At 69.1% G+C, this 25,941-nt stretch carries 13 protein-coding genes; 4 read left to right on the forward strand and 9 right to left on the reverse strand.

What is annotated here, in order from left to right:
• Nucleotides 1–14: 14 nt before the first annotated feature.
• The 3 genes from HUA76_RS39280 to HUA76_RS39290 form a co-directional block, all read right to left on the reverse strand.
• The gene (locus tag HUA76_RS39280) at nt 15–2,939 is read right to left on the reverse strand and encodes an alpha/beta fold hydrolase (RefSeq protein ID WP_174463761.1); all 2,925 of its coding nucleotides are present in this window, start codon (nt 2,937–2,939) and stop codon (nt 15–17) included.
• A 185-nt stretch (nt 2,940–3,124) separates the two neighbouring features.
• Nucleotides 3,125–6,436: an RCC1 repeat-containing protein gene (locus HUA76_RS39285; RefSeq protein ID WP_174463762.1), complete on the reverse strand. Its 3,312-nt coding sequence runs from the start codon at nt 6,434–6,436 to the stop codon at nt 3,125–3,127.
• Nucleotides 6,437–6,761: 325 nt separating this feature from the next.
• Entirely contained in the window at nt 6,762–8,108 is a 1,347-nt protein-coding gene (locus HUA76_RS39290) for a family 16 glycosylhydrolase (protein WP_174458808.1), read from the reverse strand.
• A 189-nt stretch (nt 8,109–8,297) separates the two neighbouring features.
• Here HUA76_RS39290 and HUA76_RS39295 point away from each other — a divergent pair, with 189 nt between their 5' ends.
• Nucleotides 8,298–9,086, forward strand: coding sequence for a hypothetical protein (locus tag HUA76_RS39295; protein ID WP_174463763.1), 789 nt, complete (start codon nt 8,298–8,300; stop codon nt 9,084–9,086).
• Nucleotides 9,087–9,097: 11 nt separating this feature from the next.
• Here the strand turns inward: HUA76_RS39295 and HUA76_RS39300 are convergent, their stop codons facing one another.
• Genes HUA76_RS39300 through HUA76_RS39320 form a run of 5 tightly spaced genes read right to left on the reverse strand, consistent with a single transcriptional unit; the run spans nt 9,098 to nt 14,242 of the window.
• A complete protein-coding gene (locus HUA76_RS39300; RefSeq protein WP_174463764.1) occupies nt 9,098–10,171 on the reverse strand; it encodes a sulfate/molybdate ABC transporter ATP-binding protein in 1,074 nt (357 codons plus the stop codon).
• Complete coding sequence (cysW, locus tag HUA76_RS39305) at nt 10,168–11,019, reverse strand: sulfate ABC transporter permease subunit CysW (RefSeq protein ID WP_174458811.1); 852 nt, start codon at nt 11,017–11,019, stop codon at nt 10,168–10,170. Before cysW ends, HUA76_RS39300 begins: the two co-directional genes overlap by 4 nt.
• A gap of 5 nt (nt 11,020–11,024) precedes the next feature.
• Nucleotides 11,025–11,867 (reverse strand): sulfate ABC transporter permease subunit CysT, encoded by an 843-nt coding sequence (cysT, locus tag HUA76_RS39310; RefSeq protein ID WP_174458812.1) that lies wholly within the window; start codon nt 11,865–11,867, stop codon nt 11,025–11,027.
• A gap of 3 nt (nt 11,868–11,870) precedes the next feature.
• Complete coding sequence (locus tag HUA76_RS39315) at nt 11,871–12,899, reverse strand: sulfate ABC transporter substrate-binding protein (RefSeq protein WP_174463765.1); 1,029 nt, start codon at nt 12,897–12,899, stop codon at nt 11,871–11,873.
• A gap of 11 nt (nt 12,900–12,910) precedes the next feature.
• A complete protein-coding gene (locus HUA76_RS39320) occupies nt 12,911–14,242 on the reverse strand; it encodes an OprO/OprP family phosphate-selective porin (protein WP_174463766.1) in 1,332 nt (443 codons plus the stop codon).
• A 388-nt stretch (nt 14,243–14,630) separates the two neighbouring features.
• Between HUA76_RS39320 and HUA76_RS39325 the strand changes: the two genes are divergently transcribed.
• Complete coding sequence (locus HUA76_RS39325) at nt 14,631–17,222, forward strand: LamG domain-containing protein (RefSeq protein WP_174463767.1); 2,592 nt, start codon at nt 14,631–14,633, stop codon at nt 17,220–17,222.
• A 6-nt stretch (nt 17,223–17,228) separates the two neighbouring features.
• Here HUA76_RS39325 and HUA76_RS39330 read toward each other — a convergent pair whose 3' ends face one another.
• Entirely contained in the window at nt 17,229–18,926 is a 1,698-nt protein-coding gene (locus tag HUA76_RS39330; protein ID WP_371823584.1) for an aminotransferase class V-fold PLP-dependent enzyme, read from the reverse strand.
• 208 nt (nt 18,927–19,134) lie between these two features.
• Between HUA76_RS39330 and HUA76_RS39335 the strand changes: the two genes are divergently transcribed.
• Nucleotides 19,135–22,548, forward strand: a complete 3,414-nt coding sequence (locus HUA76_RS39335) for an AAA family ATPase (RefSeq protein WP_174463769.1) — start codon at nt 19,135–19,137, stop codon at nt 22,546–22,548.
• Between the two features lie 2 nt (nt 22,549–22,550).
• Entirely contained in the window at nt 22,551–25,940 is a 3,390-nt protein-coding gene (locus HUA76_RS39340; protein WP_174463770.1) for an AAA family ATPase, read from the forward strand.
• Nucleotide 25,941: the final 1 nt, after the last annotated feature.

Genomic DNA, 25,941 nt, shown 5'->3' on the forward strand with positions numbered 1-25,941 from the left:
CTCTCCCAGACAGGTCAGGACAGCCGGTCGTCGGTGAAGATTTCCTTCTTCACCATGAACCTCGTTGTCTTCGAGAGGATGCGCTCGTTGAAGGCCACGCGCTCGGGATGGGCCAGCAGCTCGTTGCGAAGCTTCAGCGGCTCGGGCAACCCCACGTCCTTGTAGATGTCCGGGTTGTAGAGCTTCTGCATCGACGTGAGCATGAAGCGCTTGAGCGCGCGCTCCACGTCCCGCAGTCGCTCTACGCCGTGCTTCGCCCGCAGCCCCTGGTGGAGCCGCTCGATGTTCAACCGCCCGTAGCTGATGTGGCGTGTCTCATCCGAGTGGTGCAGCCGGTTGATTTCACGCACGAAGGGCGGCAGACGCATGTCCTTCGCCATGTGGCTGTTGTAGCCGTCGACAATCTCCTCGAACACCAGCACCGTGGCGAAGGCCAGGAACTCCTTGATGTCCGTCTCGGGGAAGGTGTCGTAACGGATGCGGCGGTCCTTGTATATCTTTCCGCCGTACGTCAGGCAGAACCGCGAGAAGTACCACATGTGCTCATTCTCCTCGAGCACCAGGTGGTGGAGGTATTCGGAGGACACCTCGTAGCCGGGGGTGTGGATGCGACTGATCATCTCCGTGAGCAGCTCGCGGATGCCCGTCACGTTCAGGCTGAAGAAGTTGATGCACTCCCACTTGCTGAGCCGCAGGAGCTGCTCCTGCGTCAGCTTCTGGGCCCAGGGCGTGCCATGGACGGAGAGCAGCTCCGGGCTCATCCAGGGCTGGTCCTCGGGGAGGGACTTCTCCCAGACGAGCTCCCGAAAGGGATTGGAGGTGTCCGCGTTGGAGAGGTGAATCAGCCGCTCCAGGGTGCGCGCGAAACCATCCCCGGAAGGCTCCACGGGAAGCGCCCCGGAGGGCGCGTGCTGGGCGAAGTCCTCAATCATGGTGGCCATCCCTTCGTCATAGAAATGGGAGAAGTGGTCCGCGGTCGGCTGGAGCACTGTCTTCGCGCCGACGAGCCGGGAGGCCAGGAGCGCCACCTGGTCCGGGTGCGAGATGGCATCCGCTCCACCTCCGAAGACGAGCACGGGCTGCTTCACGGAGGACGTCCAGGCGTCCTCCCGCTCGCGGAAGAGCGCGCAGACCATGTTCGCGTATCGGAAGAGACTGGACGGCGTGCGGAACGGCACGCTGGTCATGTAGAGCAGGTGGGGGTCCGTGGAGGTGAGGACGCTGGCCACCACCTTCCGGTCCTCGCTGTTCGACGCCTCGGCTCCGGGGCTGCCTCCGAAAATCAGCTTGCAGTAGCGCTCCGCCACCCGGGGGTTGGCGGCAATCTGGGGGAAGAGCTGGCGGAGGTTCTTCTCGAAGGACGTCATCGGGTGGTCCGCGGTCGCCGCCAGCGACACCGTCCCGTTGAGCAGCACGCCGCTCGCGAACCGCTCGGGGTGTTCGGCCAGCGCGCGCAGCGCCACCTGCGCGCCACTGCTCCAGCCCACCACCGTCTCCACCCGGGAGATTCCCAGCCGGTCGAGCACGGCGATCAGGTCCGCCACATGGACGCTGGAGTCACACTGAGAGGGATTGAAGTCCGGCGTCGGCGTGGGCAGCCAGCGGGTGTTCCACGTCACCACCCGCCAGTTCTGGGCCAGCCGCTGCGCGAGCGGAGCCAGGAACTCCTCGGGCATCGCGTAGGCGTTGCAGAGGACCAGCACCGGGCGCGCGGGGTCCCCCCGGGTGAAGGCACACACCTCCGCCCCATCCGGGGCGCGAACCTGCACGGGGGTGAACACCAGCCCTTCGCGCTCGCGCGCCAGCTCCGCGAGATAGCTCGAAAGGTAGACATCCAGGTCCGCGAGGGAGAGCGGCGGGTGCGGAGGGAGCGCGCGGGCGAACCGCTTCGGGTTCAGGCCGTAGCTTGCGTAGAAGGCGCCGCGCAAATCGAACAGCTGTTCAATCGGGGACGCTTCCGTCTCACGGTGCGTGGTGAAGCTGAGGATGGGCAGCCGGAGCGCATGGGACATCCGGTCCACCATCCCCGTGGCCGGAAGCTCCACGGGCCCCACCAGGTGATGCACCGGCCCGCCCTCGAACCGGGTGGCGCTCAGCCGGAGCATGTCCAGCACCACGTGGTCCACGGGCACCATGTTGACGCCCGCGCCCTCGTGACCCAGCAGCCGCAGCGGGTCCGTGACTTGCGCCAGCTCCCGGCGCAGCCGGTACAGCTCCCGCACGAAGCCATAGATTCCGAACCGCGTCCCCCCGCTGCGTCGGCTCGCGCTGGGGCCGATGATGACCGAGGGACGGACGATGCTGTAGGCGCGACCGGCCTCCTCACAGGCACGAGAGACCTCGCGCTCCGCCTGCGCCTTGCTCTCCTCGTAGTAGTTGTTGAAGTCCGCGGCACCGCCCGTGGGTTCCGGATGCAGCGCTTCGGGAATCACTCCGCGCCGGGTGCCCGCCGTGTAGGCGGTGGAGACATAGACAAACCTCTCGGCCCCTACCTTCCGCGCGACCTCCAGGATGTTTCTCGTCCCGATGCAATTGTGTGCATGGATTTTGTCCCGGTGGCGATTCTCATACGCGAGGCTGGCCGCGGAATGCCACACCTCCTCCAGCCGCGCCTCTTCCAGTCGCCCCAGGTCCTCGGGTGAGAGGCCACAGAGCGGGAGGGTGATGTCGCCGACGAGGCAGACGACATTCTTTTCGACGGCCTCCAATGGAACGGGGACGTCATACGAGGCCGCGGCCTCCGCGAGAGATTCCAGGAGTCTCTCGCGCGCATGCTCCGGCGACGTGCCACGCACCAGGACGAAGAGCCGTCCCCCTGCCCTCAGTCGCCAGAGGAGGAAGTGGCTTCCCAGGAACCCCGTGCCCCCGGTGAGGAGAAGCCGGGTGGGACGAAGCTCTCGTCCGTCATACTCCAGGGGATTCGCATATGTCGCACCCATGGGCCGCTCCGCTGGGTAGGGCTGCAAATGCAGCCAACCTTATGCGGGGCATATCGCGACCTGTCAACACGATTACGGATTGTCTCGTATGACATTGATTGCATCGCAAGGCGATTGAACCATACGATTCTCGACAGAGTCCCGGGAGGGGACGACGCCCCCGGGACCCACGCCTCATGTATGCGTTACCAGACGTTCACAGGCAAGGTGCGGTGCGGCAGAACGCCGTTGCCCAGCTGGCCATGGAGGTTGAGGCCCCAGCCCCACAGCGTCCGGTCATCGCGAATGGCCAGCGAGTGCTGGTCGCCCGCCATGACAGACAGCACGCCCGTGAGGCCCGGCACGACCACCGGCAGGTTCCGCGCGGCATTGCTCCCATCGCCGAGCTGCCCCGCGCTGTTGGCGCCCCACGAGCGCACCGTGCCATCCGCCATCAAAGCCAGTACATGTTGGGCTCCCGCCGTCACGGAGGCGACTCGGGTCAACCCGAGCACCTGCGTGGGCACCAGGCGGTTGAGATTGCCGCCATCCCCCAACTGCCCCGCGCTGTTCTGCCCCCACGTCCACACCGTCCCGTCTGACTTCAACGCCACGGAGAAGGAATCCCCGGTGTCGATGGCGAGCACATTCGACAGGCCACCCACAGGCACGGGAGCTTGACGGCTCGTGAGGGTCCCGTCTCCGAGCTGCCCCTGGGTGTTGAAGCCCCAGCTCCAGACGGTTCCGTCTGCCTTGAGCGCGAGGGCGTGATTGCGCCGGGCGGAGATGGCCACGACGCCGGAGAGGTTGGCCACCATCACTGGTGAGTACCGCGTGTTCGTGGCAGTGCCGTCACCGAGCTGGCCCTGCCAGTTCTCGCCCCAGGCCCAGACGGTGCCGTCCGCCCGAAGCGCGAACGAGTGCCAATCACCGGCGGCGACGGCCACCGCGTTGGTCAGCGTCGGCACCCATGCGGGCGACAGGAACACCGGCGCGCTGTTCTGCCCCTGCCCCAGTTGTCCCGACGTGTTGTAGCCCCAGGCCCAGACGATGCCGCCCGCGCGGAGCGCCAATGCATGATTGGGACCGGCATCCAGGCTCAGCACATTCGAAAGGCCGCTGGCGGAGACGGGGGTTCGCCGCACCACCGTGCTGCCATCCCCCAGCACACCGTTCGACGAATTGGTCCCCCAGCTCCACACCGTGCCGTCTCCCCGTACCGCCAGCGAGTAGGACAAGCTCGCGCTGGTGGCTCGCGCCCCGGAGAACAAGGTCTTCGTCGGCGCCAGCGACATGGCGGAGACGCCGTCACCCACCTGCCCCGAGGTGCCCGAGCCCCAGGCCCACAAGGTGTTGTCGTCCCGGGCCGCGAGGAGGTGAGCATCCCCCGCGGCGAGCGACATCACATTCACCAGACCCACGACACGTCCCGCCGCCAGGCGTTGGTTCGTGGTGCCATCCCCCAACTGCCCCGAAGAATTGAAACCCCAGGTCCACACGGTGCCATCCGACTTCAGCGCCGCGGAATAGGAGCTTCCCGCGCGGATGGCGGAGACATCCGTGAGGCCGAGGACCCGCGTGGCCACCAGTCGCTGCGTGGTGGAGCCGTCTCCGAGCTGCCCCGTGTAGTTGTAGCCCCATGCCCAGACGGTGCCATCCATTCGCAAGGCCATGGAGTGGAGGTACTTCGAGGAGAGGGACACCACGCCCGTCAAGCCCGGTACGGCCACGGGAAGAAGCCGCTGGGTCGTCGTGCCATCCCCCAACTGTCCAAACCCGTTGCTACCCCATGCCCACACCGTTCCGTCCCGCTTCAGCGCCAGGGAGTGGGAGTTGCCGCCCACCACCTCCACCATGGCGGTGAGTCCGGGGACCTGGGCGGGCACTCCACGAGAAGTGGTGCCGCCGTCTCCCAACTGCCCTGATTGATTGGAGCCCCAGGACCACACCGTCCCATCCGCTTTCACGACGAGCGCATGGTTGTCGCCCGCCGAGACGCTCACGACATCGTTCAACCCCGCGACCTGCTCGGGGACACTTCGCGCGGTGGTCGTCCCATTCCCAAGCTGACCGCTGGCGTTTTCGCCCCACGTCCAGACGGTGCCATCGGTCTTCAAGGCCAGGGAGAAACCGCGCCCCGCCGCGAGCGCCAGGACGTCCACGCCAAGTCCCACCACCTGCACCGGAGCGGCCCGATGCGTCGTCGAACCGTCACCCAGTTGTCCGAAGTTGTTGGAGCCCCAGGCCCACACCGAGCCGTCTGGCTTCATCGCCAACGAGTGATTCGTTCCAGCCGCGGTCTCCACGCGCACGGACATGGCGGCCGCTCGCGTGGGCTCCGTCCTGAGCAGCCGGGTGCCATCCCCCACCTGCCCGTCCGCGTTGTTCCCCCAGGACCAGACCTCGCCCCCGGCCCTCATCGCGACCGAGTGCTGTCCTCCGCCCGCCGCGACGCCCAGCACGCCCGTGGTGACTTGCACGGGCACGGGAGAGGGACGCTGCGTCGTCGTGCCATCGCCCAACTGACCGCGTGCATTGCCGCCCCAGCCCCACACCGTGCCGTCCGACTTCAGCACCAGCGAGTGCTGTCCCCCACCCGCCACCGCCGTCACGTTCGACATCCCCAGCGCCTGCACGGGAGCGGGGCGCCCCGTCGTCGTCCCATCGCCGAGCTGGCCGAAGGCGTTCTGCCCCCAAGCCCACACCGTTCCATCGACCTTCAACGCCATCGAGTGCGAGCCGCCGCCCACGATGGCCACCACCGTCGTCAGGCCCGGCACCTGGCCCGGGACGACTCGCTGCGTGACGCCACCGTCACCGAGTTGCCCATCCGCGTTCGCACCCCACGTCCACGCCGTGCCGTCCGCCTTGAGCGCCAGCGAGTGTGAGTTGCCCGCGCCAATTTCGGACACGCCCAGCAGGCCGGGAACAGCTACGGGAAGAAGCCGCTGCGTGGTGGTGCCGTCACCGAGCTGGCCGGTCGCATTGTTGCCCCAGGCCCACACCGTGCCGTCCGCCTTCAGCGCCAGCGAGTGCGAGAAGCCCGCGACAATCCGCACCACGTCCGTGAGCCCGGGGACGCGCACAGGCGACAGGCGCATCGCGGTGTCACCAAGCCCCAGCTGTCCCCGCTCGTTGTTCCCCCAGGCCCACACCGTGCCGTCCGCCTTCAGCGCCAGCGAGTGCAGGTCTCCCGCGGAGACGATGCTCACCGACGACAGCCCCCAGACCCGCACGGGCGTTCCATGGGTCCGCGTGGTGCCATCTCCCAGTTGTCCGAACGTATTCGCGCCCCAGCTCCACGCCGTTCCATCCGGCCGCAGCACCAGCGAGTGGAGCCGACCCGCCGAGACGGTTTGATTTCTCGGAAGCCCCTCGGCGGCCTTCACCGTCCCTACTTCGGGCGAGGAAGGCTCCCGTGAAACAGGCTCCGTACAGCCCAGGGCCCACGGCCCGCACAACAACAACAGACACGCCCAGGCCGCCGGGCCACGCGACATCTTCTCTTCACGTCTCATCGGTTCCCTCCCCAGCACCGTGCGAACACTCCAGTGAGGCGAGCGCCTCGCACGGAAGTCAAATTATTCAAACTAAGCATGAATAAGTCTGGAAAAGGAAACCCATCCCGGAAACCGAGGCGGGTCTTTCGGAACATCGCCCGGTACTTGGATGAGGGTGCCCGGAACCCGGTACGGCATGGGACCGCGTCCTCTCGCTGGCCCAGGACGCCGCACCCCTGCCCCGCATCAGCCCAACGGGGACCTCTTCACCTGTCTGATACTTTCGTCACACAGTAGCACTTAGGGGTGGAGCCGGACTCGCGCTCCACCCCTCAGTCATTGGCTACAGGCGCACCAGCTCCACGTCATCCATGTGGATGAAGTTGGCGCCGTTGCCCGTGGTCGCCCGGGTGTGGAACCCCAGCTCCAGGTAGCCGCCGGTGACGGAGATGGCGGGAGACTCCACCAGCGTCCACGCGCCATACGTCCCCAGCTCCGTGAAGGCCGGTGCGCAGGAGCCGCACGTCTTCGCCTGGATGCGCGCCAGCTCGAACGAGCCCCCCTTGCGAACCCACGCACGGACCTTGTAGTTGCCCGACGCCAGCCCCGACACGGCCTGAAAGGTCCACACCTCGAAGGGCGTCGCGTTGGTCCAGTGCGACAGGTGGTAACTGCCCGAGTGGCCGCCATTGTACGTCTCGCTGAAGTCCGCCGCCTCGGTGCCGTTGGGGCTCCAGGTCGACCAGCCACTCATGTCCGCCTCGAAGCCCGGATTGGCCAGCGAGACGCCACTGGAGCTGCCCGCCTGGTACCAGCGCACCCACTCCACCTCCATCGTCTTGCGCTGCCCCAGCGGCAGGTCGACGGCGGCGGGCGAGGTGTTGTTGTACCAGTTCCCACCCAGGGCCAGGTTCAGCAGGATGTAGTGGCTCTGCTGGAACGCCGGGTCATTGTGGAAGAAGTCCGCGTTCGCCCGGACCTGATTGTCCAGCTTGAACACCATCCGGTCCGCGGCCCACTCCACCTCGTAGATGTGGAAGGCATCCGCCAGGCTGTAGCCCCGGTTGGCTCCCGAGCCCCAGTGCTGCACACCGTTGGACGAGTGCGTGGCGACCTTCATCCACGACGGCTCGTTGGAGTGCCACTCCAGGATGTCGATTTCGCCGCTCGCCGGCCAGCCGACGTTGGAGATGTTCGCCCCCAGCGTCCAGAACGCCGGCCACATGCCGTACCCGGACGGCACCTTGATGCTGGCGACGAGCTTGCCGTAGCGCCGCTCCACCTTGCCCTTGGTGTGGATGCGCCCCGAATAGAACGAGCGCGGCCCATACCCCGCGCAGCGCGAGTCATACGGCCCATCCGTCGTCCGCTCGGCGGTGAGGATGAGCTTGCCCCCGCTCACCGTGACGTTCTGCGCGCGGGGGAACTCCAGCTCCCCCGTGCCGAAGTTGCAGTTGTTCGTGACGGGGTCGTGGTTGCTCGTCAGCACGTTCCAGTTCGCCGCGTTCAAACCCGTGCCGCCGAAGTCGTCCTGCCACACCAGGTTCCAACCCGCCCCCGGGTCGTACGCCTGCTCCTTCTGCGCCTGGCTCGCCAGCGGCACCGGCTCGGGCTCCACCGCCACCTCACTTCCACAGCCGCCCAGCACCAGCCCCGCCGCCACCAGCCACGTCTCGGTCCGTCCTGCCATGCGTACCTCCCGGAATGGGTGAGACCTCCATTTCGAGAAATAACAGCATTTCCAACTTCCTTGCAGGTTCGTCGTGGCCTGCTGGCGCCCTCCTGTCCGGCCGATGCTCGGTGGTGTGAGTGGGGGCAATGCCTAGCTTCTGACACATCCATCCAGTGGCACCCGAGAGATGCGGGAGTGGGGGAAGTCATGAGCAGCGCGGCGGCAATGTTCCGTGAAGTCACCACGCCCTGGGGGCATCGGAGCTGGCGGTTCAAGCTGGTCCGGGCCGCGCGCGGCTACCTCCACAGGCCCCGGCTGCGCATCCCCTCCGGAGCCACGGACGTGGAGTCGGCGACGCGGCGGGTGCTGCTCTACTTCATGCTGCCGGCGTGGCTGGTGCCGGGCGTGGTGGACTGGGTGTGGCACAAGCGCACGGATATCGAACACACCAGTGGCGCGGGCGAGTCACTCATCCACTGCCTGATGATGACCGAGGTGGGCGTACCGGTGATGATGGGGCTGTTGATGGAGATCAACCCGCTCACCCTCTCCGTCATGCTGGGACACTCGCTGGCGCACGAGGCGACGGCCTTCGCGGACGTGGCCTATGCCATCAACCACCAGCGGGACGTGGAGCCCCGCGAGCAGCACACGCACAGCTTCCTGGAGGTGCTGCCCTTCATGGCCGTGTCCTCCATCGTCTGCCTGCACTGGGACCAGTTCCTGGCCATCTGGGGCATCGGTGGTCGCAAGGGACGGTGGCGCTTCGCACTCAAGAAGCAGCGGCTCCCCGCGGGCTACCTGCGCAACATCCTGCTCGGCATCGGCGCCACCATCGTGCTGCCGTACGCGAACGAGCTGTGGCGCTGCATCCGCGCCCAGCGCCGGGGTGAGGCGCTGCCTCCCTGGAAGGTCGCGCCCCACGAGCCGGTGGTGATTCCCGAAGCGCTGGCGGCGCACAGCCCTCATGCGCCGTCCGTCATCGAAGCGCACTGAAGGCGCGTCCGTCAGATGGCGTAGTCCCCCACGAAGACGGACGCGGTGAGCACATCGGCGCGCACCGCGTCCCCCTCGACGACGCCGAGCGCCTCGAACTCCGAGCGAGGCACCTGGACGGTGACCTCGTCCCCGGAGGGCATGCGCAACAGCACCTTGACGAAGCCGCCCACGGGCTTGAAGCGCTCCACCCGGCCCATGAAGGGCGTGCGCTCCCCTGCTCCCGCCACCGAAACGGAACGGGCCAGCTTGATGTCGTGAGGCCGTACGAAGGCGTGCACCGCCTCGCCCTCCCGCGCGGCGGCGGGTACGGACAGCGCGAGCGACCCCAGCGCCGCCCTGCCCTCCAGGACGTGGCCACGAAGGACACTCGCCCCGCCGATGAACGACGCGACGAAGGGTGACGCGGGCCGGTCGTAGATGTCCTCCGGTGAGCCCGCCTGCGCCACGCGCCCCTCGCTCATCACCACCACGTGCTGCGAGATTTCCAGCGCCTCCTGCTGGTCATGCGTCACCAGCAGCGTCGTCAGCCCCGTGCGCTCGTGCAACTCATGGAGCCACTCGCGCAGCTCCTCGCGCACCCGCGTATCGAGCGCGCCGAAGGGCTCGTCCAGCAGCAACACCCGGGGACGGATGGCCAGCGCTCGCGCGAAGGCGACCCGCTGGCGCTGTCCGCCGGAAAGCTGCCCCGGATGGCGCGAGCCCAGCGCCTCGAGCTGGACCAGGCGCAGCATCTCGTCCACGCGCGCCTCCACCTCGTCTCGGGGAAGCCGCCGCACGTTGAGTCCGAAGGCGATGTTCTCGCGCACCGTCATGTGCCGGAACAGGGCGTAGCTCTGGAAGACGACGCCCACGTTGCGCTTCTGCACGGGCAGCGCCGTACAGTCCAGCCCGTCGATGAGGACGCGACCGACGTCGGGGACCTCCAGCCCACAGATGAGGCGAAGGAGCGTGGACTTTCCCGCGCCGGACGGCCCCAGCAGGGAGGTGATGGCGCCCGCGGGCGCCTGGAACGAGACGTCCGAGACGGCGGGACTTCCGCCCGGAGAGAACCGCCGGGTGAGCTGCTTGACGATGATGCTCATGACGCCTCACTCCTCCACTCCACGTACTTCTTCAGCACCAGCGTCACGAGCGCGAGCAGCGTGAGCAACGACGCCACGGCGAAGGCCCCCGCGAAATCGTATTCGTTGTAGAGAATCTCCGCGTGCAGCGGCAGCGTCGTGGTGACACCGCGCACGTGCCCGGAGACCACCGAGACGGCCCCGAACTCGCCCATCGCCCGCGCGTTGCAGAGGATGACGCCGTAGAGCACGCCCCACTTCACCTTCGGCAGCGTGACGCGCAGGAAGGTGCGCCAGCCGCTCGCGCCCAGCGTCAGCGCCGCCTCCTCCTCGTCACTGCCCTGCGTCTGCATCACCGGCAGCACCTCCCGCACGACGAAGGGCAAGGTGATGAACACCGTGGCGAGGACGATTCCCGGCACGGCGAAGATGACGTGGATGTCGTGCTCGAACAGCAACGGCCCCAGCCAGCCCTGCCGCCCGAAGAGCAGTACGAAGATGAGTCCGGCGATGACGGGCGACACGCTGAAGGGCAGGTCGATGAGCGTCAGCAGCAGCGCGCGTCCCCGGAAGCGGAAGCGCGCCAGGAGCCACGCCGCCGCCAGGCCGAAGACGAGGTTGAGCGGCACCGCGATGACCGCCGCCGTCAGCGTCAGGAGGATGGCGGAGCGCGCCTCCGGCTCCGTGATTGCCGCGAGGTAGGCCTCCCAGCCCTTCTGGAACGCGAACGAGAAGACGGCGACCAGAGGGACGACCAGGAAGACGGCCAGGAACCCCAACGCCACGGTGACGAGCGTCCACCGGACCCATGGGGACCCTTCCAGGGTCCGCGTCTTGCGACGCGGCAGGTGTATCGAGGGAGCGAACATGTCCGTCACGCTCCGGACCGGGCTTCCAGCCGGCGATGGCTCCAGCGCTGGAGCAGGTTGACGGCGAGCAGCAGGAGGAACGACGCCAGCAACATGACGACGGCGATGGCCGTGGCCCCCGCGTAGTCGTACTGCTCCAGCTTGGTGACGATGAGCAGCGGAACAATCTCCGTGCGCAGCGGCATGTTGCCGGAGATGAAGACGACGGAGCCGTACTCCCCCAGCGCCCGCGCGAAGGCCAGGGTGAAGCCGCTGAGCAGCGCGGGGACGATGGCCGGGAACAACACGCGCGTGAAGGTCTGCCACGGCGTGGCCCCCAGCGTGGCCGCGGCCTCCTCCACGTCCACATCGATGTCCTCCAGCACGGGCTGCACCGTGCGCACCACGAAGGGCAGGCCAATGAAGGTCAGCGCCACGGCCACGCCCACGGAGGTGTAGGCCACCTTGAGGCCCCACGCCTCCAGGTACTGCCCGTACCAGCCCTTCGAGGAGAACAGCGTGGTGAGCGTCAGCCCCGCCACCGCGGTGGGAAGCGCGAAGGGCAGGTCCACCAGCGACTCCACCAGCGAGCGGCCCGGAAAGCGATAGCGCACGAGCACCCAGGCCACCAGGAGCCCGAAGACGACGTTGGCCAGCGCCGCCGCCAGCGACGCGCTGAAGCTGAGCTTGTACGCCGCCAGCGCCCGAGGCGCCGTCACCGTCTCCCAGAACTGCGGCCATGTCAGGGAGAACGTCTTGAGGAAGAGGCTGGACAGCGGAATGAGGACGAGCAACCCGACATAGGCCCAGGTCAACCCCAGCGACAGTCTGAAGCCAGGCAGGACATGGCGGCGAGAGCGCGGTGCCATGGCTCAGCGCGCCTGGGGGACATAGATGCGGTCGAAGACGCCACCGTCGTCGAAGTGCGCGGCCTGCGCCTTGCGCCAGCCCCCGAACACCTCGTCGATGGTGAACAGCGTCACCTTGGGGAACCGGGCGCCGTGCTTCAGCGCCACCGCCTCCGAGCGAGGACGGTAGTGGTGCTTCGCCGCCAGTCGCTGTCCCTCCTCCGAATACAGGAACTGGAGATACGCCTCCGCCACCACGCGGGTGCCGCGTTTGTCCACGTTGCGGTCCACCAGGGCGACGGGAGGCTCGGCGAGGATGCTCACCGACGGGACGATGATTTCGAAGCGCTCCTTGCCCACTTCGTCCGTCAAGAGGAAGGCCTCGTTCTCCCAGGCGATGAGCACGTCCCCCAGGCCTCGCTCCGCGAACGTCGTGGTGGCGCCCCGAGCTCCCGAGTCCAGCACCGGCACGTTGCGGAACAGCGCGCCCACGAAGGCGCGCGCTGACTCCTCCGTGCCTCCGGGCTTTCGCAGGGCATGGCCCCAGGCCGCCAGGTAGTTCCACCGCGCGCCCCCGGAGGTCTTCGGATTGGGGGTGATGACGGAGACCCCCTCGCGAATCAGGTCGTCCCAGTCGCGGATGCCCTTGGGGTTGCCCTTGCGCACCACGAAGACGATGGTGGACGTGTATGGCGCGCTGTTGTGCGCGAGCCGCACCTGCCAACCGTCGGGGATGAGCGACGCCTTGTCGTGGAGCATGTCCACGTCGTACGCGAGCGCCAGCGTGACGACGTCCGCGTCGAGCCCATCGATGACGGCCCGCGCCTGCTTGCCGGAGCCGCCATGCGATTGCTTGATGGAGACCTTCTGCCCGTGCGTCGCCTCCCAATGCTTCGCGAAGGCGGCGTTGACGTCCGCGTACAGCTCCCGCGTGGGGTCATACGAGACGTTGAGCAGCGTGACGGAGCTCGGAGCGGAGGACTCGCCTGCGGACTTCGAGCATCCGGTGAGGGCGAGCACGACGAGCAGGGACAGCCGGAGAGAGAAGCGCATAGAGGGACCTTTCACCAGCTCACCTGGAAGCGGGACATGACGACGTCTTCGGGGATGCGGTCGCCGTCCACGGCGCCCCCTTCGAAGCTCGTGTGGTCATACGAGGTGGCCACGCGGACGTTGCCGTTGAGGTACCAGTTCGCGACGGCGCCCCACCCTCGCGCCTTGCGCGCCGAACGCGTGGGGTCCGCGTAGATGGGGAAGGCGTCGGGGTCCACGTCGAGCGCCGCGTAGCGCGCGCCCAGCTCCACCGCGCCCCAGCCGCCGGCCTCCGCGCCCACCGGGTCCGTGGGCTTGACGCCGTCGTAGGCCGCCTTGCCGCCGAAGACGACGTACGACGCGCTGGCCTGCCACGACTCGAAGCGCAGGCGCGCGTGCTGCTGTCCCAGGTTGACCTCCTGCGTGGACGACACGTATTCGGCCAGCGCGCCCACGGGCCCCACGTAGAGGTAGCCCTGGGGCGACAGTCGCAGGTGCTCGCCATGGGCAATCACCGTCTCGCCCGCACCCGTGCCCGTCCGGAAGATGAAGAACGTCTGCTGCCCCATGGTGCGCAGGGGTGCCTCGCCCGTGGTGGAGGCGGAGCCGAACTGCAGGCCGCGCGACGCGGCGATGCCCAGTCCCAGGCCGGAGAGCTGCTTGAGCTTCGTGGCCCGGAACGGATGCGCGAACAGGCGCGCCGCCAGGTCGAAGCTGTCGTCCAGGTTGGTGTCCGCGCTGGCGCCGTCCGCCGTGCCATTGAAGGCCCCCACCGCGTAGTTCAGCGTGCCGTCATACACGTCACCGTGCACCATCACCCCCACGTCCCGGTTGGGCACCAGGTCCGTGGGCAGCGCGCGCTCGACGAAGAGGGTGTTGATGCCGGACTGGTTGCGCTCCAGTCCCACCGGGGGGCGGAATTTGCCCACCCGCACGCGCACCTCCTTGCGAGGTCGGTACTCCAGATAGGCATCCCAGAGTGGCGGCGCGTTGGCCGCGAAGTCCGTCAGCAGCCGGAAGTCGAACAGGTTGAAGAGCGTCCCCTCCAGCAACGGTCGCGCGCGACGGATGAGCAGCGTGGTGGAACCCGGCCGGTCCGCCTTGCTCTCGAAGAAGCGGCCATCGAGCTGGATGTAGCCGCGCAGTTTCAACATGACCGCCTTGTCGGGGGACGAGACGGAGATGCCCTCGGACGTCGCCTTGACGGCGACTCCACCGGGCGTCGGTGACGGCGTTGCGGGGGGCGGCGACGGCGCGGCGGGCGGTGCTTCCGGCACGGGTGTCTGTGCCGCCGCTAGCGGGGTGAGCAGCCACGTCAACGCACCAGCGAGGAAGGAGAACCGATGAGGTGTGGGACCTGCCATGCGGGACCTCGAAAGCGAGAGGAGCGCGATGGACGGTGGACTCCGGAGCCAGAAAGCCGAAAGCCCACCTCCTCGCGGATGGTGGGCTCTTCGAACCAGCTCAACCCAGGCTTTTCAGGCCACGGGTCGACAGGCGCCCACCGCTGGTGCGTGACAGCAGCAACAAGCGTGGGTCGTCAGGCGGGTCATGAAGTGCCACCACGATGCCCGGCACCTCCGGGCTTGTCAACGCGCCCCCCCTCATGACGAACCCACCGACTCCTTCCCTTTCCAGCGTCGTGAGCGACGTCCTCCGTCCACGGAATGCCATGCACCCGGCCGACCTGGCGCAATGAGTATCTCAGCCCGCAATTCAAGCATAATCCGAACTCCAAGTCTGGAGGCATTCATGCGCACTCGTCGCTGTCCGCTGTGGGTTCCACGACTCGCGTCACTGCTCGCGGTGCTGATGGCCGCTCCAGGAGCCCTGGCCGCGGAGCGCCCCTCCCTGGTGAACACACGCATCGGGACGCCGTTCGGAGCGAACGGACATTCATCCACCATCGACGGGCGAGTCTTCGTGGGCAACATCCGCGAGGACCACGCGACGACGACGACGACGTGGCTGGCGCGAGTGTTCCGGCCTGAAGCGGTGACGTACGACGCCCAGGGCAAGCCGAGCTTCTCCACGGCCTTCTCTCCAGGACTCAGCACGCAGGTGAGGAACGGAGAGAACGCGCTGGCGTTCTGCTTCACCAACCCGGCCCAGCCCTATGTCCTTTCGGGAGGGCTCGCGGTGTACCAGCCGTTCCTGTTCGACTCGCAGATGTTCAACGGGCCCAACCGCTTCCGTCGCCGTCCGGTGGACCTCCGGGTGTCCCAGCCCTTCACGCCGCAGGCGGACATCTCCTCCTTCACCACCGGCAACCTGGACTATCTGACCACCGTCACCGGCGCGAACATCCGAGGCATCGAACCGACGATGACCTCCGACGGACGCCTGCTCATCTATCAGGGCGGTCCCGCCAACGACGGTGGCATCGACCACCTGATGTATGCGTACAACCCCACGCCCTGCGCGGCCACGGGCTGGAGCAATCCGCGCCCGCTGTCGATGATGTACGGCGACCCCACCGCGGGCGTGAAGCGCTACCCGCTGGCATGGCAGAAGCTGAAGGCCTCCACCGGGGAGCTCTTTGGTGAGACGACCTCTGGCCCGCTCATCCGGGCCGCCTACGCCTGGGTGGACCACGAGGGGCGCAACGTCACGTACACGGGCGTCGTCTACACGGATGGCGCGCGCCGCGAAGCCGTGAGCCTCATTGGCGCGGACACGGGCTGGACGGCGTACCACATCGACGGTGCCCTCAACACGGACCGCAGCGACATCGCGCACCTCTTCTATTCCGGGCCCATGTGGAACCTGGAACAGGAGCGCGCGCCAGAACAGAACTTCCCACCGGGCTCGAGCAACGAGAGCCACTACCTGCCCGTCACCAAGACCCACGACGTGCTCGCCCTCTTCGGCAGCAACACGGCGGACTACAACGAGGTGGACATCGGTGAGCTGGTGGACCCCTTCCACGTGCTCTACCTGCCCATGAACGAGCTGGTGACGCGCGCGGGCGCGTATGACCTGACGCGCACGCCGGACCTGTCCGGGCGCTTCTTCACGGGCACTCTCGTGGGCACGGCGTCCATCTCCGCCGGCAACGCGGTGACCCAGCCGACGTCCGGCTCCCTGTGGGAACCGCACGGTAAGGGCAAGGCGCTGGTCGTCCCGGGTGGCGGAGCGCTCGCGATGAACCTGACGGACGCGACGTCCACCGTGCCCGGCGTGGGCGGCTTCGTGCGGGGCTTCACCGTACAGCTCGCCGTGCGCCCGGACGCGAACATCCACCAGGGCTGCACCACGGGGAACCCCTACCGCTACCTCTTCCAGAAGGGCGGCGCACTGGACCTCATCTACGAGTCCGACAACACGGTGCAGATGTCCTTCGTCATCAACGGCGCGCGCGTGCGCCTGGGCCGTAGCCCCGCGCTGCCCGTGGGCGCGTGGACCCACCTGGCCTACACCTGGGACGGCGTCACCGGCGCCTTTGGCGAGTACCTCAATGGCGTGCCCACGGGGCGCTCACTGCCCGTGGCCACGGGGACGTTCCGCCTGGGCACTGGCGCGCTGTCCATCGGCGCGGGCAACACGCTGGACACGCAGACCTGTCCCGCCAATGGCGAGGGCTCCTTCCGGGGCGCCATCGATGAGGTGCGCTTCTTCACCCATGCGCGCTCGGCCCGCTCCATCTGCATGACGTCGTATGGCGCGGACTGCCGCGACGAGGCCCTCCAGGAGACTCCCACGGCGGGACAGTTCGGCATGAGCCAGCAGCAGCCGGCCTGCAACAGCTACGCGGCCCTGGGCACGCTGGCCTGTGCCTCGTCCATGCACCGGGTCTGCGCTCAGCGCGGCGCCCATGACGCCCTGGCCACCAGCACCAACGTCCTCGAGACGATTCAGCAGCTCATCGGAAACCGTCCGCCCATCTCGCTGCTGGGCGCGCTGGCGGGAGCCACGACGACGGACGTGACGGTGGCGTGCGCGCCCATCCAGCACGAGAGCCTGGGCGTCACCTTCGAGGAGCTGGCGCGCAAGCACGCCGGCTGCGTGGACGAGCGCGTCGCGCAGAGCTTCGACTGCTCGGCCGCCGTGCACCGCTGGTGCAACAGCCTGGGATGGAGCACGGGTCAGATTTTCGAGATGACCTCGCGCCCGTGGGTGGGCTGCTTCAACGCCGGGCTCATCCAGGACGTCGCGAAGGACCAGCTCGGGCCCGCCTCCAACGCGGGCAGCTTCAGCTCCACCGACTCCAAGCTGGAGGTCAGCAGGTGGTGCCAGACGAAGGGCTATGGCGCGGGCGTGGTGCAGGAGCTGGGCGCGGGCCTCTACGCCAACGTGCACTGCTTCCAGCCCGCCGTGACGGTGCCCTGGAAGCTCAATCCCTGAGGCGGCTCAAGGGGCCCCCTGGAGTCGGAAGGGGGCCTCCGAGGTCGTGCCGACGCGCTCGCGCTTGAGCATCTCCAGCACCTCCCCGGGCAGCGGGAACCAGCGCAGGCGCTCCGCGTCGGGCGCGAGCGAAGCATCCGCCTGTGTCCGGCTCCCGAAGTCCTGGAGCGCCTGCTCGACGATGGCCTGGGCCCGCGCGACGTAGTCCCCCAGCTCCGCCTCCGGCACGGTCGGCCCGGGGGGCGGGAAGACGCACCGGCCGCTCGCATAGGAGACGTCACCCAGTCGCCCCAGCCGCCGCTGGTGCGCCCGGTGGCGCCACTGTCCGGTGGAAGGCTCGAGCGCGTAGTGTGGCAAGAGTTTCCACCCCTCTCGGGCGATGAAGTCCACGGCGTCCAGCAGGAAGCCGAACGTCGTCTCGGAGAGGAAGTAGTTGAAGCCCAGCCGCACCCAGCCGGGCTTCACACCGTCGGTGCCTTGCAGGATGACGTCCTGGAAGCGGTGGCTGGTGACGGAGTCGATGGCCAGCAGCCGGTGGCCGTAGGGCCCCGCGCACGAGCACCCTCCGCGCGCCTGGATGCCGAACAAGTCATTGAGCAGGGCCACCACGAAGTTGTGGTGCAGATAGGCGTCCCCGTGTCGAACCAGGAAGCTCACGATGGGCAGCCGCCGGAGCGCCGGGTTGCCGAGGATGCGCAGGGCGGGATTCGCCCCCCAGCGTGCGAGGGCCCGCCGGACGAAGTCCTGTTCGAGCGCGTCGATGGTCTCCACGCCCACTGCCTCCCGGAGCTGGAACACCAGTCCCGCGCGAATGGAGTCGACGATGGCGGGAGTACCCCCTTCCTCGCGGTGCACGAGGTCTCGCTGATAGACGTGCTCGCTGCCGCTCACGTACGAAACAGTCCCGCCCCCGGGCACGGTGGGGATGCGATTGCCGAGCAACTGGCGCTTCACGACCAGCACTCCCGTCGTCCCCGGCCCACCGATGAACTTGTGCGGCGACAGGAACGCGGCGTCCTTCCGCACGCGCGGGCCGACGGTGTCATCGCCCCGCCCGTTCATCTCGACGCGGACATAGGGCCCCGCAGCGGCGAAGTCCCAGAAGCACAGCGCTCCGTGACGGCGCAGGAGCGCGCCGATTCCCTCCTGGTCGCTGAGGATGCCGGTGACGTTGCTCGCCGCGGAGAAGCTGCCGATGCGCAGCGGCCGGTCATGGTGGCGTGCCAGCTCGCGCTCCAGGTGGGCCAGGTCGATGCGCCCGTCGGCGTCTTCGTCGATGGTGACGACCTCCGCGATGGACTCACGCCACGGCAGGTCGTTGCTGTGGTGCTCGTAGGGACCCACGAAGACGACGGGACGCTCGGCGCGGGGAATGCGCGAGCTCAAATCGAAGCGCGCATCCAGGTCCGCGGGGAGGCGCAGGTTGAGGATGTCGATGAGCTTGCAGATGGCGGCCGTCGCGCCGGAGCCGCAGAAGAGGACGATGTCGTCGGGCCCGCCTCCCACGGCGCGGTGGATGAGGTCGCGCGCATCCTCGCGGTAGCGAGTCGTCTGAGCACCCGTGCCCGACGTCTCCGAATGCGTGTTGGCGTAGAGCGGGAGGACGTGCTCCCGGATGAAGTCCTCGATGAAGGCGAGCGAGCGCCCGGACGCGGCATGGTCCGCGTACGTGAGCCGGCGGGGACCGTAGGGTCCATCGAGCACCCGGTCTTCACCGACAACGGCGCTTCGAATGGACTCGACCAACAGAGGACACGCGTCTTCCATCACTCGCACCTCTCGATGACGACAGACTCCCGCCGAACCTCACGGCCTGTCCAGCGCGCGGAGGCCATCATGCGCGACCGGCCGCGTCAGTCCCCCAGAGGTCGCATCGTCCCTGCGCCGCCCCATGTTAGCCTGAGCACACTCCATGAACTTTCGCTTCCAATGCTGGGTGCAGCGTCACGCCAGCGGTCGAGTGACGCTCACCCCCCTGTCCCTGCCTCATCTCGCGGTGCACGCGGACACCGTGGAGAAGGCCACCGAGGAGCTGGCGCTCGCGCTGGATGACCAGCTCACCCGCATCCATCCGCGTCGCGTGCCGGAGTTCATCGCCGCGACCGGGGGCACGCTGCACACGCTGGAGCTGGACGCGATTCCTGTCTGGGGAAACGAGGAGAACACCCTCGCGCCCCTCACCTTCGCCGCCGCTGTCGCGCCCACGCATCAGTCCTATCTCGGGCTGCATGCGCCCCGGCTGGAGACGCACCTGTGGTTCCAGGGCAAGAAGGTGCCCGAGGATGCCGCCGAGCGATTGCGTGAACAGTTGGAAGGACTCCCCGACGCGCGGCTCCTGGCCTTGCGCGCGGATGGTGGAGAGGCCCTGCTGGACGTGGAGGTGGAGGCCACGCCGACGCGCCTGTCGGCCCTCACGCCCCGTCAGCTCCACCTGGATATCCGCCCGCCGCCCCGTCCACCGGACGCGGAGCCCGAGGAGCCGCGAGAGTCGGGCCTGTCGGTGAGCATCGATGGGGACGACGAGGACGCGCTCGACGAGGACACGTGGGAGCCCCGCAAGCGCTCCCGTCGTCGGGAGCCGGGAGCGAAGCCGGAGAAGCCACCGCCCACGCCCACGCTGGACCGCATCGCGGTGCCCTGGCATCGACTGGCGACGGAGGGGCAGCTCGACCCCGCCTATGAGCAGGACGCCCTGGTGACGCTGCTGCGAGCCCGGCTGGCCGCGAAGGACGCGGAGGCCGTGGTGCTGGTGGGCCCCTCGGGCGTGGGCAAGTCCGCGGTCCTCCATGCGGTCGCCGAGGCGCTCCAGGCCTCCACCGCCACTCCCGCCGAGAAGGCCCGGCCCTTCTTCTTCGTCGACGGCAGTCGCCTCATCGCGGGCGAGGGCATGTGGGGCGACTGGCAGCAGCAGGTGCTCAAGTCCTTCCGCGAGGCGAACGAATCCCGCGCCATCCTCTCGCTGGGACACGCCATCGACCTGCTCGACGCGGGCAAGAGCGCGCACAGCGACCAGAACGTGGCCCAGCTCCTGTTGCCGCTGCTCGTCACCCGCGAGGTGTCCGTGGTGGCCGAGGCCACCCCCGAGGCCTGGGCCCAGGTGGAGCGGCGCAACGCCAGCTTCGCCCGCCTCTTCTCCGTCGTCCGGGTGGAGGAGCCGACACCGGAGGCGCTCGCCAACATCCTGGCGCGCGTGGCCCAGGACACTCCGAGCGCCACGCCCCTGGAGGTGCTGCCCGAGGCGCTGGAGGAGAGTCGCTTCCTGTGTCGGCGCTTCCTGCCGTATGGCGCGCAGGTGGGCAACGCGGTGGCCTTCCTCCGCCGGTTGATCGCCACGTGCGCCCACGCGGCCCAGCCTCGGGTCATCCGGCTGGACGCCGTGCGCCAGTTCGCCTCCGAGTCCGGCATCCCCGAGGCGCTCTTGCGCGACGACATGCCGCTGGAGCCCGCCCAGGTCCGCGAGTTCCTCACCACGCGAGTGTTGGGGCAGCAGGCGGCGGTGGAGCGCGTCTCCTCCGTGGTGTCCGTGCTCAAGGCGGGGCTCGCGGACACGCGCAGGCCCCTGGGCGTGCTGCTCTTCGTGGGCCCCACCGGCGTGGGCAAGACGGAGCTGTCCAAGGCCCTGGCGGAGCTGCTCTTCGGCTCGCGTGAGCGCATGGTGCGCCTGGACATGGGCGAGTACGCGGGGCCGGACGCCCTGCTGCGCCTGCTGGGCGACGGCGCGACGCCGGGCTACCTCTCCGCCGCCGTGCGCCGCCAGCCCTTCTGCGTGGTGCTGCTGGATGAAATCGAGAAGGCCCACCCCGCCGTCCACGACGCGCTCCTGGGCGTGCTGGGCGAGGGGCGCCTCACCGACGCGTCGGGCCGCTTCACCGACTTCCGCAACGCCGTCCTCGTGCTCACCAGCAACCTGGGCGCGGACACGTGGCGCGCGCGCGTGGGCTTCGACTCGCTGGGCGGCGCGCCCGACGTCGCCGCGCTGCGCACGCACTACCTGGCGGAGGTGCAGCGCTTCTTCCGCCCGGAGCTGTTCAACCGCCTGGACGACACCGTCGTCTTCTCGCCGCTCTCCGAGGAGCTGCTGCGCCGGCTGGTGGTGCGCGAGGTGGACGCCATCCGCCAGCGCTCCGGCCTGTCGCGCCATGACGCCAGCCTCGTCGTCTCCGAGTCGGCGCTGGACTGGTTGTCGGCGCGCGGCTTCGACCCGCGTTATGGCGCGCGGCCCCTGAAGCGCGCGCTGGAGCGGGAGCTGGTGGTGCCGGTGGCGGCGTGGCTCGCGGCGCATCCGAAGACGGGGCCTGTGCGCCTGCACGCGGAGGCCGGCGGCGACGGGCTCACGCTACGCGCGGAGGCCGTGGGTGGCGCGGCGGAGGGCGTGGGACGGCAGGCCATCGAGCAGGTGCTGGAGGACGCCGCCACGCTGCGCGCGGAGGTGCAGCGCTGGAGCCGCTCGCCGCCCATGCTCGCGCTGCGGCGGGAGCTGGCGGTCTTCGACAAGGTGTCCCGACAGGCCTCGTACTGGGAGGAGCGCGCGCTGGCGGAGGAGTCCGCGAGGAAGTCCGGAGACGCGCGCGAGTTGGACAAGGCCTTCCGCGAATGCTCGCAGCAGACGGAGGCCATCGAGGACCTGCTCTTCGAGGCGCACCTGTCGCGCGCGGTGGGGCAGGCGGAGTCGCTCGCGCGCGACGTCTCCACGCTGCGCTCGACGTTCCATCCCCTGCGGGAGCGGCTGTACGCCAGCCTCTACCAGTACTCGCGGGGCTCCACCCTGATACTGGTGCCCGGCCGTGGTGCATGGCCGCAGCTGTGCTTCCTGGCGAAGGCCTATGAGCGCTGGTGCAACCGCTACTCCCTGGGCTTCCAGCGCGCGCTGCTCTGGACGCCCAAGCCACCGGACGGGGAGAAGCCACCACGCCATCCGCCTCCGCCGGACTGGGTCTACCCCAAGGTGGATGAGCTGCTGGAGCTCAAGCCCACGCCCCTCGCGTACGCCCTGCAGATCTCCGGCGAGACGCGCCCGTTGCTGCTCTCCGCCGAGCACGGCGTTCACCGCTTCGTGGAGGGCAGTCAGGCGTCGCTGGTGCGCGTGCTCTTCACCCCCCACCCTCGCAGCCGGGACGTGCTGCCGGACTGGTCGAAGCTCGAGACGCTGCTGCCGAAGACCGAGGCCCGGCGAATCCGGCCGGGCTCGACGGACACCTCGGGCGGCTCGGTGGAGGACATGCGCACCGGAACCCGCTTGCGCTACGGCGGCGGAGGTCTGGAGTTGGATGCCTTGTTGGAGCCCTGGATGAACTGGCGCGTGTTCGGCGAAGCGGAGGAGGACTGACCATGGAACTCAAGCTCCCCCTGGTCGTCGCGCCCCTGGGCGGCCGTCTCGTCGAGGCGTGGGTCCCCGCCTTCTGGCCCAGGATTCACCGCGTGGGCCCCAGCCTGTCTTCGCTGAAGGATGACCTGGCGCTCGCCGTCATGGAGCGCTTCGAGAAGGACCACCCCTCGCGGGTGGCCAGCTACCAGCTGCCACCCCACCTGTCGCTCAAGCACGTGAAGGTCGACACCGAGGCGAGAGATCGCGAGAAGGGCCTGCGCGTCGTGCTCAAGGGACGCATGGCCGTGCTGCTGGAGAAGTGGCCTCGCGATGACTTCTGGGTGGTGACGCCCACGCGGCTCGCGGAGGCCCGCTTCGCGATTCCCGACGCGGAGTCCCTGCCCCTCGCGCTCGGACGCAGGCTGGGCGCGTGGTGTCTGGAGCATGGGCTGACGAATCTGGAGGGCTTCTGGGCGCAGGGCCGCGAGCGGCTGGAGTTGCTGGAGGTGGATGCCTATGCCCCCACCATCCTCCCCCGGACGCCGCCCAAGCCGCCCAAGCCGCCCCGGCGCCGCCGGACGCCTGGAAAGGACTCGAAGGGGACGGCCACTCCGCCGGAGACGCCCGAGCAGCGCGAGGCGCGCCGCAACCGCCGCCGCCTCACGCTCACCGAGCTGCGGGAGGTGGCGCGCAACCTGAGCCACTCCGCCAGAGATGACGGGCTGGAGCACTGCTACGGCCGCGAGGCGCTGGTGCGCGAAGTGGTGGACGCGCTGGAGGGCCGGGAGGGCGCGGCCATCGTCCTGGTAGGACCGCCGGGCTCCGGCAAGACGGCGCTGGTGCACGAGGTGGTGCGCCGGCTCACCGCGCGCCAGGACGCCGCGGGACAGCGCCGCGACGTGTGGCGCGTGGATGGCAATCAGTTCATCGCGGGGATGATGTACGTGGGCCAGTGGGAGGCCCGCGCGCGCGGCGTGGTGAAGGAGCTGGTGGAGGTGGGTGACCTGCTCTACGTGGACGACCTGGCCTCGCTCGTCTACGCGGGGCGCACCTCCAGCGAGCGCACCAACGTCGCGCAGTTCCTGGAACCCCACATGGCGCGCGGCGAATTGACCGTGCTCGCGGAGTCCACGCCCGAGCGCTTCGAGCGGGTGCGCGAGGAGGCCCCCACGCTCGCCTCGCTGTTCCGCGTGGTGCACGTGCCCGCGTTGGAGCCCCGCACGACGTTGCCTGCCCTGCTGGGGACACTGCGGGAACTGGAGGGCTCGGGCGAAGGCGGGCCCGCGGTGCGGCTGTCCCCGCTCGCGCTGGAGACCCTGCTGGACCTCCAGCAGCGCTTCGTCGCGCACGAGGCCTTCCCGGGCAAGGCGGTGCGGCTCTTGCGCCGGGTGCTCGCGAGGCCCGGCACGGTGGACCAGAACGTGCGCCGCTTCACGGAGGAGGACGTCACCGCCGCGATGCGCGCGCAGACGGGCCTGCCGGACTTCGTGCTGGGGAGCGCGCCTCCGAAGTCCCGGGACGTGCTGGAGCGCGAGCTGGCCGCTCAGGTCGCCGGACAGCCGGAGGCCGTCGCCGCCGTGGTGGATGCCATCCTCACGCTCCAGCGCTCGCTGCAGCCGCCGGACAAGCCGCTGGCCACCTACCTCTTCGTGGGCCCCACCGGCGTGGGCAAGACGGAGACGGCCAAGGCGCTGGCGCGCACCCTCTTCGGCAGCGAGGAGCGGATGGTCCGCTTCGACATGTCGGAGTTCGTCTCCGCGTCCAGCATCACCCGGCTCTTGGGCCTGCCCGGCGCACCGGACGGCGAGCTGACGACGGCGCTGCGCACCCAGCCGTTCTGCGTGGTGCTGTTCGACGAGGTGGAGAAGGCGCACCCGCGCATCTTCGACGCGCTCCTCCAGTTCCTCGGTGAAGGCCGGCTGACGGACGGCGCGGGGCGCACCGTGGACGCGCGACAGGCGGTGGTGGTGCTCACGTCCAACCTGGGCGTGCGCGAGGCCGCCGCCCGCACGGGCTTCCACCGCGCTCCGGAAGGCGCGGAGGCGCACTACCTCTCCTCGGTGCGCGCCTTCTTCCGCCCGGAGTTCTTCAACCGCCTGGACCGCGTGGTGCCCTTCCGCTCCCTCACGCCCGCCGCGCTGCGCGTCGTCGTGGAGCACGCCCTGGAGTCGCTGCTGTCGCGGCGAGGCATCCGCCGGGGCACCGTGCTGGTGGAGGTGGAGTCCGCGCTGCTCGACCTGCTGGTGGAGCAGGCATATGACCCGCGCTACGGCGCGCGTCCCTTGAAGCGCGCGCTGGAGCGACGCCTCACCGTGCCCCTGGCCCACCACCTGGTGCGGCGCGGCGGCGAGGACCTGGCCCGCGTGGAGCTGTTTCGCCGGGGCGAGGACATGGGGCTGTCGGTGGAGCTGCTCATGAGGGAGCCCGCGTGGGCCCGCGAGCAGGACCCCACCACCTGGACGCTCCCTGGCGTGTCGCGCGTCCTGGAGGAAGTGACGACGCGACTGGAGTCGCTCCAGGCGGCGGAGGCGAGGCGCTCGGACGGAGAGGCACCGCCCGGTGGTGTCGAGGCCGTGGAGCTGGGAGAGCGGCTGGAGCGCCTGTCGGCGGAGGCCCTGGACATCCGGGAGAATGAACTGGCGGACCGCGACTTCCTGGAGACAGAGGAGCGCGTGGGCAAGCTGGAGCGCGACGGGTACCAGGACAGCTGGAGGCACAACAAGGGACGGGGCGGGCTGCGGCCTCGGCCCTCCTATGTCCCGGAGCCGATGCCGGTGTCCCCCGAGGAGCGGCTGCGTCGCTGCCGCCCCAAGGTGGTGAACCTGCGCGATGAGGTGGAGTGGCTCGCGCATCAGCTGGCGACGCGAGCGCGCGGAATGGAGGTGCACGCGTTGCTGGTGGAAGGGCTCGCGGACTCGCCGACCTCCGCGCTGGACTCCGTGGTGAAGGGGCTTCCCCAGGGCCTGGGACGCGTGGTGGTCCACGAGGAGCACGTGGAGCCGGATGGCACCATCGGCTGGGCGGCACCGGGCTCGGCGCGTCCCGCGGGGGTGCGTGTGCGGCGGCAGGTGGTGAGCATGGCGGCGTTCGGTCTGTCGGAGGTGCTCGCGACGCTGGAGGGCTATGCGCTGGTGCATCTGGGCGTGCGGCCCGCGCTGGTCCGCGTGGAGCTGCTGGCGGACGCGCCAGACTTGATGAAGAGCGTGTCCCGGGCGGTGGCGACTCGCGACGCGGTGAAGCTGGCGGAGCGGGAAGCCCGTCGCGCGGGCCTTGTGCCCGAGTCGCCGCAGGGCCGCGTCGTCATGGAGGGCGAGCCCGAGAACGTCGTTCAGCTGAGAAGCGGGAGAACTCCCTCCGAGTCCGTGGCCTGGGCGGCGCGAGTGCTGCGCGACCCCGCGCGAGGAGGGCACTGAC

Source organism: Myxococcus sp. CA056 (assembly GCF_013336715.1).
Classification (GTDB): Bacteria; Myxococcota; Myxococcia; order Myxococcales; family Myxococcaceae; genus Myxococcus; species Myxococcus llanfairpwllgwyngyllgogerychwyrndrobwllllantysiliogogogochensis.